The 18,650-nt window shown below is 37.9% G+C and carries 17 protein-coding genes; 10 read left to right on the forward strand and 7 right to left on the reverse strand.

Annotation, left to right across the window (positions count from 1 at the left end; all coding sequences use genetic code 11):
• Window positions 1-141: 141 nt before the first annotated feature.
• The 4 genes from LGB01_06860 to LGB01_06875 all read left to right on the forward strand — a co-directional run bounded on the left by LGB01_06860 (window position 142) and on the right by LGB01_06875 (window position 4,803).
• Complete coding sequence (locus tag LGB01_06860) at window positions 142-939, forward strand: hypothetical protein (GenBank protein ID MCB4753916.1); 798 nt, start codon at window positions 142-144, stop codon at window positions 937-939.
• A 123-nt stretch (window positions 940-1,062) separates the two neighbouring features.
• Window positions 1,063-1,392, forward strand: a complete 330-nt coding sequence (locus tag LGB01_06865) for a hypothetical protein (GenBank protein MCB4753917.1) — start codon at window positions 1,063-1,065, stop codon at window positions 1,390-1,392.
• A 58-nt stretch (window positions 1,393-1,450) separates the two neighbouring features.
• Window positions 1,451-4,273: a helicase gene (locus tag LGB01_06870; GenBank protein ID MCB4753918.1), complete on the forward strand. Its 2,823-nt coding sequence runs from the start codon at window positions 1,451-1,453 to the stop codon at window positions 4,271-4,273.
• A gap of 143 nt (window positions 4,274-4,416) precedes the next feature.
• Window positions 4,417-4,803, forward strand: coding sequence for a class II SORL domain-containing protein (locus LGB01_06875; GenBank protein ID MCB4753919.1), 387 nt, complete (start codon window positions 4,417-4,419; stop codon window positions 4,801-4,803).
• 75 nt (window positions 4,804-4,878) lie between these two features.
• Here the strand turns inward: LGB01_06875 and LGB01_06880 are convergent, their stop codons facing one another.
• The 7 genes from LGB01_06880 to LGB01_06910 form a co-directional block, all read right to left on the reverse strand.
• On the reverse strand, window positions 4,879-5,073 hold the full coding sequence (locus LGB01_06880) for a ribbon-helix-helix protein, CopG family (GenBank protein MCB4753920.1): 195 nt from the start codon (window positions 5,071-5,073) through the stop codon (window positions 4,879-4,881).
• 93 nt (window positions 5,074-5,166) lie between these two features.
• Entirely contained in the window at window positions 5,167-5,937 is a 771-nt protein-coding gene (locus tag LGB01_06885) for a 4-(cytidine 5'-diphospho)-2-C-methyl-D-erythritol kinase (protein MCB4753921.1), read from the reverse strand.
• On the reverse strand, window positions 5,925-6,767 hold the full coding sequence (gene truB / locus LGB01_06890) for a tRNA pseudouridine(55) synthase TruB (protein MCB4753922.1): 843 nt from the start codon (window positions 6,765-6,767) through the stop codon (window positions 5,925-5,927). The genes LGB01_06885 and truB overlap by 13 nt, the downstream gene beginning before the upstream one ends.
• Before the next feature lie 62 nt (window positions 6,768-6,829).
• Window positions 6,830-8,896, reverse strand: coding sequence for a UvrD-helicase domain-containing protein (locus LGB01_06895; GenBank protein MCB4753923.1), 2,067 nt, complete (start codon window positions 8,894-8,896; stop codon window positions 6,830-6,832).
• Between the two features lie 124 nt (window positions 8,897-9,020).
• A complete protein-coding gene (locus LGB01_06900) occupies window positions 9,021-9,839 on the reverse strand; it encodes a tyrosine-type recombinase/integrase (GenBank protein MCB4753924.1) in 819 nt (272 codons plus the stop codon).
• Between the two features lie 5 nt (window positions 9,840-9,844).
• Window positions 9,845-10,858 carry a WD40 repeat domain-containing protein gene (locus LGB01_06905; GenBank protein MCB4753925.1) on the reverse strand — a complete coding sequence of 338 codons (1,014 nt, stop codon included), beginning with the start codon at window positions 10,856-10,858 and terminating at the stop codon, window positions 9,845-9,847.
• Between the two features lies 1 nt (window position 10,859).
• Window positions 10,860-11,438 (reverse strand): hypothetical protein, encoded by a 579-nt coding sequence (locus tag LGB01_06910; GenBank protein ID MCB4753926.1) that lies wholly within the window; start codon window positions 11,436-11,438, stop codon window positions 10,860-10,862.
• A gap of 450 nt (window positions 11,439-11,888) precedes the next feature.
• Between LGB01_06910 and LGB01_06915 the strand changes: the two genes are divergently transcribed.
• From LGB01_06915 to LGB01_06940, 6 genes are all read left to right on the forward strand, one after another.
• Window positions 11,889-12,266 carry a hypothetical protein gene (locus tag LGB01_06915; protein MCB4753927.1) on the forward strand — a complete coding sequence of 126 codons (378 nt, stop codon included), beginning with the start codon at window positions 11,889-11,891 and terminating at the stop codon, window positions 12,264-12,266.
• Window positions 12,267-13,617: 1,351 nt separating this feature from the next.
• Window positions 13,618-13,797, forward strand: coding sequence for a Smr/MutS family protein (locus LGB01_06920; GenBank protein ID MCB4753928.1), 180 nt, complete (start codon window positions 13,618-13,620; stop codon window positions 13,795-13,797).
• Between the two features lie 2,082 nt (window positions 13,798-15,879).
• A complete protein-coding gene (locus tag LGB01_06925) occupies window positions 15,880-16,038 on the forward strand; it encodes a hypothetical protein (protein ID MCB4753929.1) in 159 nt (52 codons plus the stop codon).
• 22 nt (window positions 16,039-16,060) lie between these two features.
• The gene (locus LGB01_06930) at window positions 16,061-16,438 is read left to right on the forward strand and encodes a beta-lactamase family protein (protein ID MCB4753930.1); all 378 of its coding nucleotides are present in this window, start codon (window positions 16,061-16,063) and stop codon (window positions 16,436-16,438) included.
• A gap of 1,282 nt (window positions 16,439-17,720) precedes the next feature.
• A complete protein-coding gene (locus LGB01_06935) occupies window positions 17,721-18,014 on the forward strand; it encodes a hypothetical protein (protein MCB4753931.1) in 294 nt (97 codons plus the stop codon).
• 457 nt (window positions 18,015-18,471) lie between these two features.
• Window positions 18,472-18,612 carry a hypothetical protein gene (locus tag LGB01_06940; protein ID MCB4753932.1) on the forward strand — a complete coding sequence of 47 codons (141 nt, stop codon included), beginning with the start codon at window positions 18,472-18,474 and terminating at the stop codon, window positions 18,610-18,612.
• Window positions 18,613-18,650 lie beyond the last annotated feature (38 nt).

The raw sequence follows: 18,650 nt of genomic DNA on the forward strand, positions 1-18,650 counted from the left end.
AATTAGCATAAAATAACTATTTTTATATTCATTTTAATTGATTATTTTATCTATAAAGATAAGAATAAACTAATACATCTATAAATATTTTTATGGCACAATGTTTACCGAAATACATAAATTAGAATTTAAGGATAGATTATGACAAAGACAATTACAAGGCTTACAATAACAATCTTGCTCTTTCTGTTTGCCTCTACAACTGTAGAAGCAAAAGAGAAAACTGCCTACTTTAATGCATCGTATGCTAGTACAAAAACGGTTGTTTCCAAACTTAAAAAAGCAGGTTTTACTGTATTGACTACCTATTCACCGGCACAAAAGGGATACCTAAAAGTTATTGTTGTCACCAACAGCATACTCAAAAAAATAGCACGTAAACCAAAGCGTGGTTTTGCTGCAATCCAAAAAATACTAGTTAACTCCAAAACAAAAACCGTATTAACAACCAACCCAACCTACTGGCTCAAGGCATTTCTCCAAAAAGACTACAATAGCGGTGTTGCAAGCAGTACCAAGAAGATGCTCAGTCAAGCACTTGGAAAACTAATACCTACAAAAGATATACTCGATGATGAAGAACTTTCTGGATACCACTTTATGATCGGCATGCCCTACTATGAAGATATGCTCAAACTTAAAAAAGATGCCAAAGGAATCAAAGGAACAAAACAACTCTTTGCATTGAAGCTCTCTAGCAATACAACACTTTATGGTATCAAAATGGGTAAAGATGTAGAGAGTTTTATTGATACCATCGGCGAGGATAAAGCACTTGTACTTCCCTATACCGTACTGATTGAAGGAGGAAATGCATATGCGCTACATGCAAAATATTACCTTGCCATCTCCTACCCATTGCTAACCATGGGTGAATTTATGAAGATCTCTAGTATTCCCAATACTATTGAAACATTACTTACAAAAGCAGTTCAGTAGTATAATAACCCATGTATACGTTTTATAAACAAGAATCTCATTTATGAGGATAAAACATTCAAGTATATAAAACCAAATAGGTACAATGGGTATACCACAACAAAACAATAATGGAGTAATGGGATGGAAGGCTTGATAGAAGTAAGTTATACGGTGATGTGTGAAAACGATGTAGCACTTGAAATAACACTCAAAACACTCCTTGAGAATGAAAAAGTGATGCGCGTCATCAAGGGTGAGTTTGCTAAAGGGCTACGAAATATTATTCTTAACAGTAAAGATGAAGAGGCAAAAGTTTATCTGAAAACTGATAAAACCGTATATACCTTTACTGCTAACAAGAATGATTTTGCCGACCTGCTTGAACTTGCTGAAGAGGATGCACGTAAACATAAACGACTCAAAAAAGAGTGTGATGGGGTAGAGTTGGTAGATATTCGGACAGTTAATTAGCAAATAGCTTTCTCACTATTGCCTGCTATCTACTTCTTGATTTTGCTATAATCCCTCTATGGCAACAAAGAAAAGAAAATATCTGATTAAACTCAACAACAAAATACGAAACTACTTTCATGGACTTCCTTTTGAAGAAGGAATCACTACACTCGATGATGACATCCTGCTAGGGCTATTGATGTTGCTAGAGATACAACTGCCCTCTTTTGATCGCAATGAGATGATTCGTGCACTCAGACGTATTTGGAGTGAAAAAGGCGTAGGTATACGTGAAAGTATTGTCTCTTACCTCACACAACCACACAAGGCAATACATAAAAGTTCACAGCAAATGCATGATACAGACAAGGTGGGAAAAATACTCTCTATTCTCTCTAAGCATACATATACCAAGCATGAGGAGGCACTTATTCTTGAAGCCTTCATCGATAAACGCCACTCCAAAATCACCCCAGAGAAAATCCTCAACAAACTTCACTATCTTCGGATAAAAGAGCAACTAAAAAATTTAGAAACAACACTAGAAGTAGCTTTTAGTACCCTTAATAAGATGGAGTTTATACACCATTTCACCTTTAAGCTCAAAACCTATGACTTCACCAAACCACTACTTTGTATCACTGACTCAATTGATCTTGATGCATTACAAAAAGAGGAGAGTAGGATAGTACTGGAGATACTTGAAAAGCTTAAACAAGAGAGTATTGAAACAAAACAGAAAGAAATTGAGACGTTCCTTGAAGCACTTTATGCTCACTCTCATCCTTATCTTGATGAAGAGACTATTACAGCAGCACTTAAGTGTATGCCACCAGAAGCAACCCTTTATCATGCACCACTCCCTCCTGCTATTATCAATAAAATATTAAAAAATATAGATAGTCAATATGAGATTTTTGAAAGTGCAGATCATTTCATTATTGAAAAAAAGAAATTTCATCATCTTTTCGATACAGTACTCCACTATACTACTTCAGTTTCCTATGAAAAACCTTCTCTTTATGACCTCGTATGGCGGGGCAAAGAGCTACCAATCAAGGAGGATCTTTACCATATCAACAATAATCTAATTTCTCATTTTAAAGCTGCTATTGACGATTTGCTTGAAGAGATGTGTTACGAAAGCCAAAAACTTAACTTGGAGGAGAAGATACTTAAGGACATGATTGTCCGCTTTATTGTGCCACAGATAGAGAGCTCTCATACCCTTAAGCTCAAAGAGAAAACCAAACGGCGTACTCTATTTCATTTCAGAGAGTATATTAAGCCATTACTTAAAAAACAAAAACGTGAAGAGCTACTGGCAAAGACCATCCGAGACTTTAAGTATCTCTATCCACTTGCACGTAAATTAAAACGCCAGATTATCTTTCATGTAGGACCAACCAATTCAGGTAAAACCTATGAAGCACTTCAGCATCTTAAAGCAGCAACGACTGGATACTATCTTGCACCACTAAGACTACTTGCGCTAGAGGGATACGAAAGTCTCAAGTCTGATGGCATGAAAGTTTCACTCATTACTGGCGAGGAAGAGATTATTGATGAGGAGTCTACCCACATCTCCTCAACTATTGAAATGATGAACGCTTCAGTCGATGTCGATGTTTGTGTTATCGATGAGATACAAATGATCGCAGATCGTGATCGTGGTTGGGCATGGGCAAACGCACTCATTGGTGCACCAGCAAAGAAAGTTATTTTAACTGGTTCAATTGACGCATTACATGCACTTAAAGAACTCTGTATCTATCTTGAAGAACCCCTAAAAGTAGTAGACTTCGAGCGAAAAAACCCATTGGAGATAATGAGATATGCTACCCCAATGAAGCAGATTAAACCACAGACTGCGATAGTAGCATTCTCTAGACGAGATGTGCTTTCACTCAAACAGCAACTCTCGCAAAAATATAGTGTTTCAGTTGTTTATGGCAATCTCTCTCCTGAAGTACGGCGTGAGGAAGCACGCCGTTTCCGTGAGGGAGAAAGTGATATACTTGTTTCCACTGATGCCATTGCAATGGGGCTTAACCTTCCTATCCGTACCATTCTTTTTGCCAAAGATAATAAATTTGATGGACTTAGACGACGCGAACTGTTACCAAATGAAGTACTTCAAATTTCTGGACGTGCTGGGCGTTATGGTATTGAGGAGAAGGGGTATGTGGGTGCACTCGATATACATACACTCAAGACTATCAATAAAGCGTTCTATACACCTCTGTTTAATATCGAATTGCCCGTTTCAGTTATGGCAAGCCTAGAACATATCATGCTCATAGGTGAAATACTTGAAACTGAAAATATTACTACTATTTTGAGCTTCTTTGCAGAAAATATGGAATTTGATGGCCCCTTTGTTGCTGCCAACATTGAGAGTATGTTAGAGATTGCTGCTATCGTTGATGAATATAGCCTTGATCTGCGTACCCGTTATTACCTCAGTTGTGCACCCGCAAGTATCTCATCTCCTTATATCGAATCAGTCTTTCACCGGTACATCCGACAAATTGAGGCGGGCAGCAAAGTACTCTATATTCCACCGCATGACCTCCCCACCTTTGCCCAGACTAACGATATGCTTCTTAATGCTGAAGATAGAGTACGAGAAATTTCGCTCTATCTCTGGCTAAGCTTCAAATTCCCTGACTTCTTCGAAGACACACAAAAAGCTATTCAAATGCGTGTAAAACTCAATACTTATATTGAAAATTCTCTACGAAAAGGACTCTTCACCAAAAACTGTCGACGCTGTGGAAAGGTGCTTGACTTCTCTTATCGGTTTTCTATCTGCGATGCATGCCACAATAAAAGAAAACGTGGATCATCTGGCTCACATCATCATCGTAGCAACCATCGAGGAAAAGTAAAAAAATAATTGATGTACTACAGTAACTGATATTGCAAATGATTAAAAAAATATCCCACTGTAGTAATATATTTAATTAGGAGTAAATATATCTTAGTTAACAAAAATTGTGCTATACTTACCCATCTAAAATAAATCAAAAAGGATTAGATATGCCAAAAATTAATAAATATGTAGATATCGACACGGTTGAAAGAGAAGCAAAAAAAGATCTTATTGATAGACACTCACCATTCATTACCGTTCAAGGTGAGGCAAAAAAAGGTGAAATGCTTGCTGTCAATGTTAAAATGGGTCAGGAATATACACATCCTGATGATTTTGACCATTATATTGAATCTATTACACTTTTCGATGGTGATACCAAACTTGCAATGACAACTTTTGTTCCAGGAACACTTGGGAATGAAAAGTCTCATGCCGAAGTGACTTTTAACATTAGACCAACTAAAAGTAAACTCAACCTCATCGCCCATGGATACTGTACAAAACATGGTATTTGGGAGTCAACACCAGTTGAAGTTCAGGTTGCTGGCTAATACTTGACTGGAGAGCTTTTCTGGCTCTCTTTTTTACAATATATACCAAAAATAAATCTATTCTTTTCTTTTAATCTACTGCACATCCAACAGTGCATTAATCTGTGCAAGCTCTTTCATGTCTTCATCTGCTATTATCTTCTCATAATAGAGCTGTAGTGCTGTACGAAATAAATTGGTAGTATCATCTCCTGTCAATTTCTGAAGCTCCTGAAGCTTCTGTACTTGATCACTTGTGAGTGTAATTGTAAACTGTTGCGGGGCTGCCATCTCCAATACTCCTCTTATGATTATTTTTATACATTCTATCATATCAATATAAAGTATAAGGACTTTTTAAAATTGAGCTATTAAATAGACAGGTTAAGATATATGAAAGAATGTACTTCCGCTTCCTGAAAAGAACCACTCTTTTGGTGCAACTTCTTTAAGCTCTGGATAGGTAATTTGTGCAGCAGCATAGAGGTCGTTTAGCATAGTCGGATCGGAAACAAGCTCAAGAAGGTCACGACTTTTATGGTTTTCCCAACCAACAAAGGAGGAAGGATCAATACGTTCAAGCATTTGTGTTCTGAAGGTTTCATAAACCAATGCAGTATTGCAATCAATATTGGGGGTAAAAAGTTCTAACTGAAATACCTCTTCTTCAAAAGGCTCTACAATCTCCCCAAACCCACTAACATTTGCCGAGGGATAATTGTAGATAAAAAAAGGTAGATCTGCACCAATTTGACTACCTAGTTTAGCAAGTGTTTTGGTATCTATTTCTAATTCACACACCTTATTTATCAATCGCATAAAAGCTGCTGCATCAGAACTACCACCACCCAAACCTGCCTGTGAAGGGATACGTTTTTCAACAGAAACCTTGTATGATGTAAAAAAATCTTCCAATTTTTTAGAGCCGGTATACGCTAAAAGTACTTTATAGGCTTTAAAGATAGTATTAGAAGTGGTCGGTATGTCATCACATCCATCAATGGTAAAGGCATTGCACCGATAAGGTTTGAGGGTAATAGTATCATAGAGGTTGTCTACACGCATGAAACGAGAGAGAATAGTGTGATAACCATCTTTGTATCCAGTAATCTTAAGGAAGATATTTACTTTGGCGTAAGCATTTATGGTTTGCATCTCTTTTCCTTATATTTTTCAAGACGATTAAGTTTATAGGTGACTATATCTTGTTTAATTTCAAGAATACTAAAAAAATTAGAAGTCTCCACCAAATAGGTACCATTCTCTTTATTTTCAAAATATTCTACCGATATTTTTTTTCCTAGTTCAAGATATGCATCATCACCAAAATAGTTATTGCGTGGTATCTTCAAATACTCAAAAGGGTTAAGGGGTTTTTCGTTCTCATAATAAAATTTTCCTTCACAAATACGGTGTAAAGATGAAAGTGTAGCATCTACTCTCAACTTATCGGCAATCATCTCACCAAGGCTTCGAATATAGGTACCTTCACTTACTGTTGCCTTAAAGTGAATAAAAGGATGGTTATAGGTCATCAGTTCAATATCATAAATAGTCGAGGTAACCTTTTTGAGTCTAACCTCTTTTCCTTCTCGCGCTAGATCATAAGCATGTCTGCCTCCAATTTTTTTGGCAGAATACTGAGGTGGACAGTAGGTAAGTTCACCTTTGAGTGAATCAAGTACTGTTTTAATCTTCTCATATTTCAATGGTGCTATCTCTTGAATCGTATTAATATTTTCAATATCAAGTGAGGGGGAATTGGCACCCAACCAAAGGGTGGCCTTATAGCTTTTAGGTGTCTTGTCAAGATATTGAAAAAGTTTAGTGTATTGCCCTGTAGCAACAATAAGGCAACCAGTAGCAAATGGATCCAAGGTACCAGAAAAACCAACTTTTTTGGTATTATATTTACGTTTAACGTAGCCCATATAGCTATTTGATGAACGAAAAATGGGCTTTTGTACAACAAAAAGACAATTCACTGAAACCACCTTTTTGTCATAGATGCATACTCCCCACTCTTCATTTTTATTCTATGCTATATTTAAATTGGTTGCACAAATGAACTAAGTATCTCTTTCTTGTTTCCGCCAAAGTTAATAAGAAGCTTATACTCTTTGCCCGATTTATTAGCAGCCTGTACACGACCAATACCAAATATTTTATGTTTAACCAGATCACCTTTTTTATAGGCAGACACTTTAGTGATTTTGAGTGAGGTGTCCTGAATGAGTCCAGCTTCACCAAGAAATCGACTTTTCTCAACCATTTTACGACGACCTCTATAAAAACGGCTGTCAACATAACAAAGTGTTAGATCACTTTTGGCACGGGTGATAGCAACATATCCTAAACGACGCTCTTCTTCCATATTGCACCCCTCCCCTAGTAGTGGAAAAAATTCCTCTTCCATTCCAATAATAAAAAGATGTTCAAACTCCAGTCCCTTAGCAGCGTGAATGCTCATAATAATGATAGCATTCTCTTCTATTTGATCCTGATCACTTTGTAGGGAAATATCATTAAGGAAATCATCAAGCGTAAGATTGGGGTTCTTGTCGACAGTATCACGAAAGTAGCCATAGAACTCCTCAATATTCAAAATACGATCAAAACCATCAACCATGGCAGCGTAGTAGTCTTTGAATTTAATATGCTCTTCAAAAAGGCTGAGAAAACTATTCAAATCATGTTTTATTTCTTCTTGAAGTATATGGATATCTTGAACCAGTTTTTCCAACCCGTTAGCAACCTTTTTGCTCATCACTACAGGCTGTTTGCCTTTTATGCTTTGTTCAATATATTCATAGAGAGAAAGATGGGCATCGAAAGCAGCCTTTTGTATTTTATTGATGGAAGCTTTTCCGATACCACGTTTGGGTTTATTGATGATGCGTAGCAATGAGAAGTCGTCATGTGGGTTAGCAAACACACGAAAGTAAGAGATAATATCTTTAATCTCTGCACGTTCATAGAAACGCATACCACCTATGAGTTTGAAATCAAGACTCTCTTTGGTAAATCCCTCTTCAAGAGAACGTGAAAGGGCATTGATACGATAGAGTACAGCAATTTCATCAGGATCTGTACCCTTATTGAGTAAATCTTTGATCTGATGAGCAATTGCCTTGGTCTCCATGGATTCATCAAATGAATGAAGAAGCTTTACCTCTGGTCCTTCTCCTTTGTGAGAGATCAACGTTTTCCCCAAACGGGTAGAATTATGATCAATCAATGCGTTAGCTGCCTTAAGAATAGGTTCAGTAGAACGGTAATTGGTCTCAAGTTTAACTACTTTGCAATGATCAAAATTATCAGAAAACTCAAGAATATTACGAATATTTGCCCCACGCCAACTGTAGATACTTTGGTCTTCATCGCCAACCACACAAAGGTTTTTATGCTCAGAAGAGAGTAACTCAAGTAAACGAAACTGTAGTTCATTGGTATCTTGATACTCATCAACCATAATATATTTATAACGGTTGCTAGTCTCTTTTCGTAGCTTATCATCACTTTTAAGTATCTGATAAGTAAGCATGAGCAGATCATCAAAATCAACAAGATTATTCTCAATAATATTCTGTTGATATTTCTCATAGATAGAAGCAATTTTTTTATAGTCAGATAGTTCTGCTTTTTCTATAACCACTTTGGGCGTAAGCAGAGAGTTTTTGTATTTAGAAATCTCTGAAGCAATAAATGAAAGATTAAGATTTATCTTGAGATCTTTGGCAATACTGCGTAACAGCTGTTTTTTATCATTGCTATCGATAATAACAAAACTGTTGTCACGACCAAGTTTTTCAATATGGAATTTTAAAAAGAGTAGTCCAAACTTATGGAAGGTACACAGTAGTGGTGGATGGGAGATTTTATTGGGTATTAGCTTAAGCGCACGTTCACGCATTTCAGCAGCAGCTTTGTTGGTAAAAGTGAGTGTGAGTGTATCTGTAGGGTCTATGCCTATCTCTCCAATTAAGTAGGCTAAGCGTGTCGTTAATGTCTTTGTCTTTCCGCTACCCGCACCAGCGAGAATAAGCATAGCTCCATCAACATGTTCAACCGCTTCACGTTGTGCCGGATTTAGACTACTGAGTATCTCTTCCATATTGTGAAACTCCTATAGATACTCTTATTATATCGCTTTTATCATTAAACGTTTTCATGGAGCAAAAAAGTCACCAATACAGTATGTATTACACATACTTAAGAGAGTGTTGATATTGTGAATTTCATTGACCCAATGGATGAAAACGCCTTACGGTTTCTTGTAAATTTTGCTTTTGGATGTGCGTATATATTTGTGTTGTCTCTAGTGAGCTATGGCCGAGAAGCTCTTGTACCACACGCAAGTCTGCGCCCCCAATAATGAGAGAGGATGCAAAGGAGTGGCGCAGTACATGTGGAGAGATATGAAGGTATTTTTTGACAATCTTGTAGGCACTGATACGACTGAGTGGGTCACCGCGATAGTTAAGCCAAAGGTAACTGCTTACCATGGTTTCCCTAGAAAGGTAAGCCTCAAGTGCCTCTATGGCAATAGGAGCAAGTGGCACTACGCGTTCTTTTTCACCTTTAGCAAAACGAATTTTAAGCCACCCCTCTACTATGTCGCTACGCTGAATACTGAGTGCTTCAGAAATGCGACAACCACTAGCATAAAGAAAGAGAATCAATGCATAATCGCGTAATCCCTGAAGCGTACTACGATCAATTAGTGAAATACCTGCCATAATCTCTTCTAGGCTAAGATATTTAGGTAGGTTTTTGGGTACTTTAGCCATAGGAATTTTAATCTTTTCATAGGTAAAGTTTTGACGATGACAGAAAGTAAAAAAAGTATTAATAGAGGAGAGTTTACGATTGAGGGTACGTTTATTATCAAATGCAGAAAGAAATGTTAGTACATCGGCTGTCTTGAGTTTGGTAAGTGGCTTTTCAACCTGCCCTTCAAGCTGCTGAAGATCACCAAGATAAGAGGAGATAGTCAAATCATCAAGTGCCTTGGTTACACTTAGGTATTCTTTAAACGCTATGAGCAAATCGCTCATGATTGCTACTTATAACCCAATGCATCAAGACGGATAATCTTACCGTCCTTGTAGAGTTTGTTTCCAGAGATAAATACTGGTGATTTCACTTTTCCAACATCGTAAACCTTTGACTGTTTTAGCTTGGTATCGGTAACAATGAGTGAACCTTGCATATCAAGTACATATATTGTACCTCCAATAACTGTAGCTGCAGAAAATTTTGCAAATCTAAACTTCTTTTTAGCAAGTCTTTTCAATTTGGTATTGAGTTTGACAATCTCACCCTCTTTGGTAAAGAGATAAATATGGCCTCTGTATACAGCAACCTCTGCAATGTTGGCATGGTGATAAAATTCTTTATCTGTGCCAAGTGCAAGAAGCTTTTTGGGTGTTGCTGCCACAAGTGTATTGCCTGCTCTTAAAAGGAAGATGATATTGTTAAATACCTTTTTGCCACTTAGGTAGATCACTTTGGCTGCTTCTGTGTCATCTGTATCAAAAATAATAAGTTTCCCATCAAGCATTGGTACCACTACTATAGAATCAATAAAGAGTGGATCTGCCATCCCGCTATCAATCGCATATGTATGCTCTGCATGGTTCTCTATAAGCTTTTTCCCATCTCGTAGTCGGTAGAGTCCAAAAGTATTATTGCCAAGAATATAGGCAATCAATCCATTTTTAATACTTGCTGAGACAACAATTTCATGCAACTCAATACGTTTTTTGACTTTCCCACGCTTTTTATCAATCAGTGCAAGTGTCCCATCCTTATTGCCAGCTAATATATATTTTCTGTTCTCATTTAGGAAGTGGAATCCTGCCTCCAGCGTGATCCGACTGATCCCCTTTTTATCAATATAGTGTCCATTATCAAGTGTTGCACCATGGTGACTTTTATGAACAATTGTACCGCTATAATGACTCTTTATCTGAGAAATAGCATGGGTCTGCTTTGGCTCAAAATACTGTTTTGGACTACAGCCAGAAAATAGCAATAGCCCACTTGTCAATAAAAGAAAAAAATATGGTCTCATATCAATTAGTCTTCAGTGTGCCATGCTCCAAAAGTTTTGCCGGCATAAAGAGCGGAGAGCGCTCATCAATCAGTCTAAGTTTATTTTTTGCTCTTTTTTTGTCACCTGCTTTGATTGAGAGATATGCCTGCTCAAAATAAGATAAATCCTTATAGAACTTAGAACTAGTAGATTTTTGCTCAATTGCGTCTATGGAGTATTGGCTTATATCAGAGATAATCTCATTCTTGCTACCTGAAAGTACTTTAAGTGCGGCAATATCTTTTTTCTTTATTGCCTGAGAAAATTCAAAGAGCTCATAGAGCGCTGGATTTTTCTCTTTGAGTACCTTACGTGCTTCTGCATTATCTGCTTTTTGCTGCAGGGTCGACAATGCCTTGTTTGCTGCTTCTAGTTTGGACCGATATATCGCATCCATCCCTGTTTTGATTGTAAAAATAAGAAGCAGCACAATCACTGTTCCCCAAATCATTATTTTATATTTTTTATAGAATGACTCAAGTTTAAAGGCACTCTCGAGTATTTTCTCATCACTACTCAACTCTGTTTTCACATAATTGACATCATCTTTGATACTCACATAGAACTCCTGCAATTTTACTTGGCAATATTATACCCTTTGGAGTTAAAAATTAGCCCAAATTTTGTGCAGGAGATATCACCTATCAGATACGGGGCGAGATTTAAAAGTATTATCTTTCCTTATAGCTAAAATAGATAGTTACATTTTCTCAAAATGAAGAGAAAGGATAAAATGTGCCACAAGGGAACCAAGAAAAGCCAATCATACAAAACTGGTTAGAGGTTATATTTTCCAGTTTAAACAGTTCCTTTCTCGAAGGACAAAATCGGTTGCAATGGAAGGAGATATTAACCAACATTTTTCGTTACATCAAAGGCACTTTCGTCTGTTCAATTTCCTGTTCCCCAAGAGATTCCCAATCTTGATAAGAGCTCAATCTCATTAAAAACAGGGTTTGGCTCTAGAAAGAGAGATTTATGCATTTGTAGTGATGATTTTGGTTTTGCTTTGGCTTGCTCAAGGCGTCCAAAGTCTGCCAGAGAGCCCGGTAGCTGGATAGGTGAAATAGAAATTCCTGAAGCAATCATGGAACATTGGGGTATTTTACCACCGATGGGGAAGATTAACCCAGGCGCGATGCAAGAGCTAATGAGTTTAGAGCGTGCTATTAAGCATAATAAGGGGAGATCAAGGAGACCACATCGTCTGACGCACTCTACTAAACTTCGTGACTATTTGGCAGATCGATACACAAGTACATTTTTTCATAGTGGAGAAAGAGACTCTTTTGGTGCGTGGCGGTTCAATCATGCACTTAAAGCAACGGTAGTAGGGCGATCATCTGGTGGCTTTTTATGTTATCCCCAACATAATTTCTCATCTTAAAGAGAAAGGCAGCACTCTTAAGTAGCCGTTCGGAACTGATTTGGCGCTACTGCAGAAGCAGTTTCTGAAATATTTCATCAATGGGGAGCGCTTTCTCTCATTTTATCAACAAACCTACGATCGATTTGACCATTATCAAGCAAGGGTTAGTTTTGCCCGTATGATGGAGTATAGTTTATTCTACCAAGCAAAGGCAAGCAAGTTATCTTGCACAGCTTTATTCACCCTGCCATTGAGAATCCTGTACCTGTTAGTATCGATATGTCCAAACCAATTTTTAATCCACAGGGGTGAATGCCGGAGGAAAGACTATGCATAATCAGTCCTCTCGGCAGTCTACATGAGTGAAAGTATCTACTGCCTTTTTAAGTGTGATGCAACACGTACAAAAGTGGGGCACTACAAAGAGTATTGAGGCTGTTATTGATGATCCGCAGTCGGTGAAGAATGACATCTCCACTTTTGCAGGGCGCATGCAGGAGTTTGCTAGACTTTTTTACCAAGAGTGATGCCATTGTTGGGGTTTGGTGAAATTGAGCTTGGAACAGACTCGGATGAAGCGGCATCACTCTTTCGTGTGATGCTTGAGACATTCAAAAATCGTGGTATCAGTTTGTAGTTACAGCCATCATAAACGTCTAGCCTCTTTGATGGCAAAGTAGTGATGACGTAGAACTGGTTGCCGCACTCTATGATGAAGGAAACAGCGTGTACCTACCTATACTTTTGCAGGGAGTATTGGAAGAGTTATGCATTTGAGACAGCGCAGCTATGGGGTTCCTCCTGCCATTATACAGGAGGCAAAAAAGGATTTATGGTGGACAAAGAGAATCTCCGATCATAGAGAGATCTACCTCTTTAGAGCGAAATGCGACAAAGATTGGACGGAGTAGACCATGAACTTAAAATCATTGAAAAACAGAAGCAAAAGCTTCTTGATGAAAGCTTCCCTGAAAAGTAACACCGAAAAACACTGGCAACACTGGAAATCGTTATAATGCTGCGACCAAAGGCGTGAAGTGCTTAAGGTCAAAAGAGCTTGGGTAGAAGGGGCACAGATTGCTCCAGCAGGGCACATAAGCGTAAACGGGTGTGAAGCTGGAAGAGGCAAAACTACAGGAGACTGAACCACTGAAAGTAGGAGATAACATCGAGTACCGATCCCACAGGGGAACTGCTTGCTATTCGTAGTAAGATGCAGCCATTGAGGTGGATGGTCTGAAGATGCGCGCGTACCACTTAAGGAGCTTAAAAGCAACGAAGCGCGTAAGCCCAAAGTACCCAAAACCCAAAGGTAATGCACTATGTTGAAAAAGCGGAGCCTCTGTCTCATAATAACTGCTTGGGATGTATGCACAGTGAAGCCATTGAGACTGTTGACAAGTTTCTTTCTGATGCACTGGTGAACAACCTGAGTGAAGTGCAGATCATACATGGTACTGGCGGGGGTGTCTTGGCAAAGCTGGTGACTGATTACCTCAAACGGCATCCAAAGAGATACAGACGTTCTACCGTATGCCTGGAAATCTAGGCATTACGGTTGGTCTGGAGTCCTGGTTTCCAATTGGTGAGATAAATACTTGAGGGAGAATGAGGCACTCTCATGTGGCATTTAAATGAAGCCTTCACTCAGTTACACCTTAAAAGGCAAATTGAAGATCTATGCTGTCTCTATCGATATGCAGTATCGTATTAGTATAGAGTTAAAGCTGTAGATGATGGATATGGTCGATAGCGATTGCCTGACTTTTTTGAGAGATTTCTCGTTCTTTGGTTTCTAAGGTTTTTGAGAGAAGAGATCTTAGACATTCAACCGTCTGACCCCTAAAAGTTAGGTAATGATGGATACAGAATTTTGCTTACCCCAAGAGATTATATTGCTAGACTCAACTATCACTCTTCTTAAATGCCACCCACAATGGTAAGGACAAGCATAAACTAAAAAGCTTAACACGTTTAGTTTGCCAGAATGAATTGAGCTGTTGGGTTTACCTCTTTTTTGGTGGGGTAGAGGTGTTGGAAGTCACCACAGCTGTCGGTGCAGAAGCAACCTGTTATCTTGTTAAGCTCCTCTTCATGGATTCTCTAGGCGTTCTTCTTTTTAAAACCTTTTTTTTATATGCTCTATGTGGTTTTCTAACTCTTTGAGTGAGTTGACGTTGTAGTAGTCTAAAATCTCCTCGTTACTTAACTCTGAAAGGTGCGTGGCGAGTGTGTTTGATGGTGGTGAAGATTTTGTTTTGGTTGTTGATGCTTCTCTTAATGGATTTGAGCGATTTTTTTAGGTTCATAGCTTTTTATTATAGCATTAGAACTTATTTATTATGGTTAAGGCACTTAAGGTTGTGTTGATTCCACTCCTTACAGGGGTCAGACGTTAAATAACCACTAAATTCCATATAACTCCAAAAGGAACAGCAATGCCAAGAGAAAACCAAGAATTGACCTAGCAGGGTATCATCATTTGACCAAACCATTTTCATCTGCTTATAGAGACAGAGATGGAAAACCTCTCTTCCTTTATGGTATATAAATAAAAAGCTAGACTTCTTATCCGAAAAACGTTTAGTAGGCTACAGATAAAGAAAATTTTACTCATGCCAAACTTGTCTCTGAGTACCAAGTCTAAGAACAAATTTTACCTTACTTATTTACCTATAAAAAGTATAAACATTTAGGCGTACATAACTACAAAGCTCTTTAGATGGTGGTGTATTCTCTCCGATGAAAATGTTGATTCACAAAATTCATAGAGGCTTGAGTAAGTCGTTGAAATTGAAATGGTGGATGACTATTTGGACAGAGATAAAAGAGAAAAATAATAATTCCAGACCCCACACACCATTAAATCAGGGAAGAAGTGTGAGGTAATTTTTTCAGCGTCACAGGCCCTAAAGTTTTGGTTTCTAAGGTTTTTGAGAGAAGAGATGTAGACATTCAACGTCTGACCCTAAGAGTTGGCTGTTTGGGTTTTGTATTGAGTTTGACTTGGTTTCTTTGAGTTGGTGGGCTTAAATAGTAGTTTCTTTGTAAGTCCTTAGCTATAAACTATTACCAAAGGCACAGCAAGATGGATATATATTACAACTTTGGCAAGAGTTTGGAAGCAGGGGTAACAGCAGATGCAAAATATGCAAAAATATAGATAGAATTCCTCCACTATTACACTAGCCTTTGTAAGAGTAGGCATAGTTGGAACAAGTATAATATCTCAAGAAAGAAGATATTTTTCAAATCAATGGTAAAATAAGAAAATGGTTCTGTGAAGGTATGGGGAGTGATAAAATAAGCATTGACTTCAAGGCTTTTACTGCTGGGATTTTGGAAATAGATGATATCTCATTATTTTCCTCATTTTGTTTTGCGATACTACATATATAAAATGAATTTAAGGATAATAATGAAACTCAAATGTAAAACAATCAAAAAAATACCTCTCATCGCATCATTGGCACTTTTTGGTGGGGTGTACTTCTACACCTGGAACAGAAACTGTTTCATCTAAGGAAGCAGATAAATATGCCTATGTAAAAGAGTATATGCGGAATTTGGTACATCAAGAGCAGATGAACGATAAAGAGACCTTGTAGGGCTTTCCGGTTTGCGCTAGTAGATGAGTAAGTCACAGTCAGAGGGCTTTGGCTATGCCGACAAAGAAAAAGGTATCAAGGCAACACTTGCAGACCCGCGCTATCATTGCTGGATCCATTACCAAACTTTTTACCGATATGGCTGTGATGAAGTTGGTAGAGAAGGGGTAAGATGGATATAGATAAACCTTTTTTAAGACCTATCTGCCAGAGTTTAGTATCAAGAGTCGTTTTACTGGTTCTACCGATAATATTACGCCACGAAATATTATGACGCATCATTCAAAGACACCGGGGGTTGGGGTAACTCACGATTTGGGAATAATCCATTGCCTTTTTAAAGCGTATGTGTATAAGATTCAAAATGAGTATGTGGCATATGCACCCAATACTATGAGTTATTCTAATCTAGCTTTGACATTGTTGGGACATAGTGTAGAAAAAGTAAGTGGTATGGCATATGTAAGGAAGTATGTAGATAAAATACTATTTTCACCTATGGAGATGAATCATGCTGATTTAAAGATGGTACTCTCTGGTGATAATGAATCAAAAGTTATGAAGAAAGAAAAGAGAAGATAGAATATGCTGATGGTTTTAATACACTGCTGGGCATTAAATATTTCTGTTACAGAACTTGCATTTTAGCTATGATGATAAATGCTATTAATTTTATATAAAATCATAGAATTCTTACAATCTTCTACGTTACATAAGATGTTTACCGTACAAAATAAAAATGTTAAATTGGATATAGGGAAAGAGATAGGCTTGGGAATTATTTTATAGATAGTACATTATTAGGTAAAAGATAAAGTCTATCATCATGGGTGGTGCTATTGATATCCCAAAATGCTTTCTTTTGCGTAAGCCCACATGAAATAAGCTTGGTGTAGTAGTGATGTCAAACAATGCAGGAAGAGATGCTGAGGATGTTACTTGGAAAAATTACTGCAAAAACATGGGAATGAAACAGCTAAAAAAGTCAAAAGAAAAACATTCAGTCACGCATGCATCTGAGGATTTCCTCCTGGTGTATATGCTACGGTAGTAGGGAGGGCTACTTTCTGAAAATTCAAATAATGACTATATACCTGCCTATACAGATGATGGTACATTCAAGCTGTATAAAACAAAAGATAATCTCTATAAATTAAAGTACAGAGCTTTTACAGGATTACTTCCAATAAGTAATGATGAGCTTGATGAGGTTGAGCTTTATACCGATGAGATAGAGGACATCATGTCATCATTGCATTCTGGAAAGGAAATAAGTTTATAGCAGGAGTGAAAGTAGAAAAACCAAAGTATATACCACAGTGCATGGAAAAATGTTGGTTACTATAAAGTGTTGAATAATTTGAGTAGAAGGTGGAAAACAAAAGATGTGGTGTTTAATTATGAAAATGGCTATACACTTATTAAAGTTATATATTCTTCAGGCAAAAAACAAACATACATTCCTAAGACCTAACGATGCAAGCTATTATAGAAGTTAGGAAGAGTATGCAGGAATATTTATATGAAGATGGTGTTTCAATGCTCAAAGTTACGATTTAAAAAATAGAAGGAGAAAACAATGATAAATAAAAGATTAATACTATTAAGTCTAGTCGATACCTCTCCTACTTAATACAGAGAATATCTACTACTAGAGACCTATGAAGTTGATGCTCCAAGGCAGGGAGTAGTGGTGCAGTAGATGGTGTGCATGATTTGACCAATATAGAGGCATACCTAAGCTGTACTAGCCAACGCTAACTTTACATCTATTATTTTAGCATGGAAATATTGGGAATTTATGCATATCAAAATTGATACAATACACCAAATAGTGTATAATGAGAGACAAAAAGGGGCATTGATGTCGAAGGTTCATATTCAGGCAAAGAGAACGATGAAAAAGCATATTGAGAAAAAAGGTGATGAATGTCTAAGCCTTATCTTTGCCTATGGTATTTTGCCTACACTGTCATCGGACTCATCAGACAGAAGTTTGGTTCATTTTCACATCAGTGACTGGGGTGTGACAGCACGGGATGTCAATATGCTACAACAGGTCAGTACGGCTGTTGCGTTGGCAGTGGATGTAGGGCTCATTGTGCTGTTTGGCCTGCAGCATTCAGGGATGGCGCGCCGAGGTTTAAGCGATTTGTGACCCGTTTTATTCCAGAAGTGAGTGAACAGAAGCACCTATGTGCTGCTCTCGGGACTTGTCTTCATTGTGATGTGCCTTTTCTATCAGCCCATTGGCGGCTATGTGTGGAGGGTGGAGAGTGAATTGCACTCTATTGGATTTGTCGCAAGCAGGCTTTGTCGGTGGATGGGTGCTTTCGGTGTATGCGAGTTTCATCATCAACCATTTTTGAGCTTTTCGGTTTTGCAACGAGATCTATCATCATGTGACAGGCAAACGCCAAAGCCATTGTCTTCAAGAGAAACAGCTCTACCGTTACATCCGCCATCCTATTCAGCTTGGGGTGCTGCTGGGTATGTGGCTGACACCGGTGATGAGCTACGGACACCTGCTACTTGCCAAATCGGGTTTACAGTCTATCTTCATTGGACTATGCGCTGAAGAAAGATCTGGTGCGTGAACTTGGTAAAGAGTATCGATGCGTACAAAAGAAAGTAGGGATGATGTTCCCCAAAAAGAGAAAAATAATAAAGACCATACAGTACCAGACAGAAAAGATTGCTCCTTCCAAGTCGTATGTATTGGGCGAAACTATGTTGAGCACATCGAGGAAACTTAGCAATGGGAATACCTGAAAATATGGTGGTGCTCAACAAA

This window comes from Sulfurovum sp. (assembly GCA_020525365.1).
Classification (GTDB): Bacteria; Campylobacterota; Campylobacteria; order Campylobacterales; family Sulfurovaceae; genus Sulfurovum.

Excerpts from the sequence above, each read along its gene's own strand:
- LGB01_06860 (MCB4753916.1), top strand. The coding sequence starts at position 142 with ATGACAAAGACAATTACAAGGCTTACAATAACAATCTTGCTCTTTCTG.
- LGB01_06865 (MCB4753917.1), top strand. The coding sequence starts at position 1,063 with ATGGAAGGCTTGATAGAAGTAAGTTATACGGTGATGTGTGAAAACGAT.
- LGB01_06870 (MCB4753918.1), top strand. The coding sequence starts at position 1,451 with ATGGCAACAAAGAAAAGAAAATATCTGATTAAACTCAACAACAAAATA.
- LGB01_06875 (MCB4753919.1), top strand. The coding sequence starts at position 4,417 with ATGCCAAAAATTAATAAATATGTAGATATCGACACGGTTGAAAGAGAA.
- LGB01_06880 (MCB4753920.1), bottom strand. The coding sequence starts at position 5,073 with ATGGCAGCCCCGCAACAGTTTACAATTACACTCACAAGTGATCAAGTA.
- LGB01_06885 (MCB4753921.1), bottom strand. The coding sequence starts at position 5,937 with ATGCAAACCATAAATGCTTACGCCAAAGTAAATATCTTCCTTAAGATT.
- LGB01_06895 (MCB4753923.1), bottom strand. The coding sequence starts at position 8,896 with ATGGAAGAGATACTCAGTAGTCTAAATCCGGCACAACGTGAAGCGGTT.
- LGB01_06900 (MCB4753924.1), bottom strand. The coding sequence starts at position 9,839 with ATGAGCGATTTGCTCATAGCGTTTAAAGAATACCTAAGTGTAACCAAG.
- LGB01_06905 (MCB4753925.1), bottom strand. The coding sequence starts at position 10,858 with ATGAGACCATATTTTTTTCTTTTATTGACAAGTGGGCTATTGCTATTT.
- LGB01_06920 (MCB4753928.1), top strand. The coding sequence starts at position 13,618 with ATGCACAGTGAAGCCATTGAGACTGTTGACAAGTTTCTTTCTGATGCA.
- LGB01_06925 (MCB4753929.1), top strand. The coding sequence starts at position 15,880 with ATGAGTAAGTCACAGTCAGAGGGCTTTGGCTATGCCGACAAAGAAAAA.
- LGB01_06935 (MCB4753931.1), top strand. The coding sequence starts at position 17,721 with ATGTCGAAGGTTCATATTCAGGCAAAGAGAACGATGAAAAAGCATATT.
- LGB01_06940 (MCB4753932.1), top strand. The coding sequence starts at position 18,472 with ATGCGTACAAAAGAAAGTAGGGATGATGTTCCCCAAAAAGAGAAAAAT.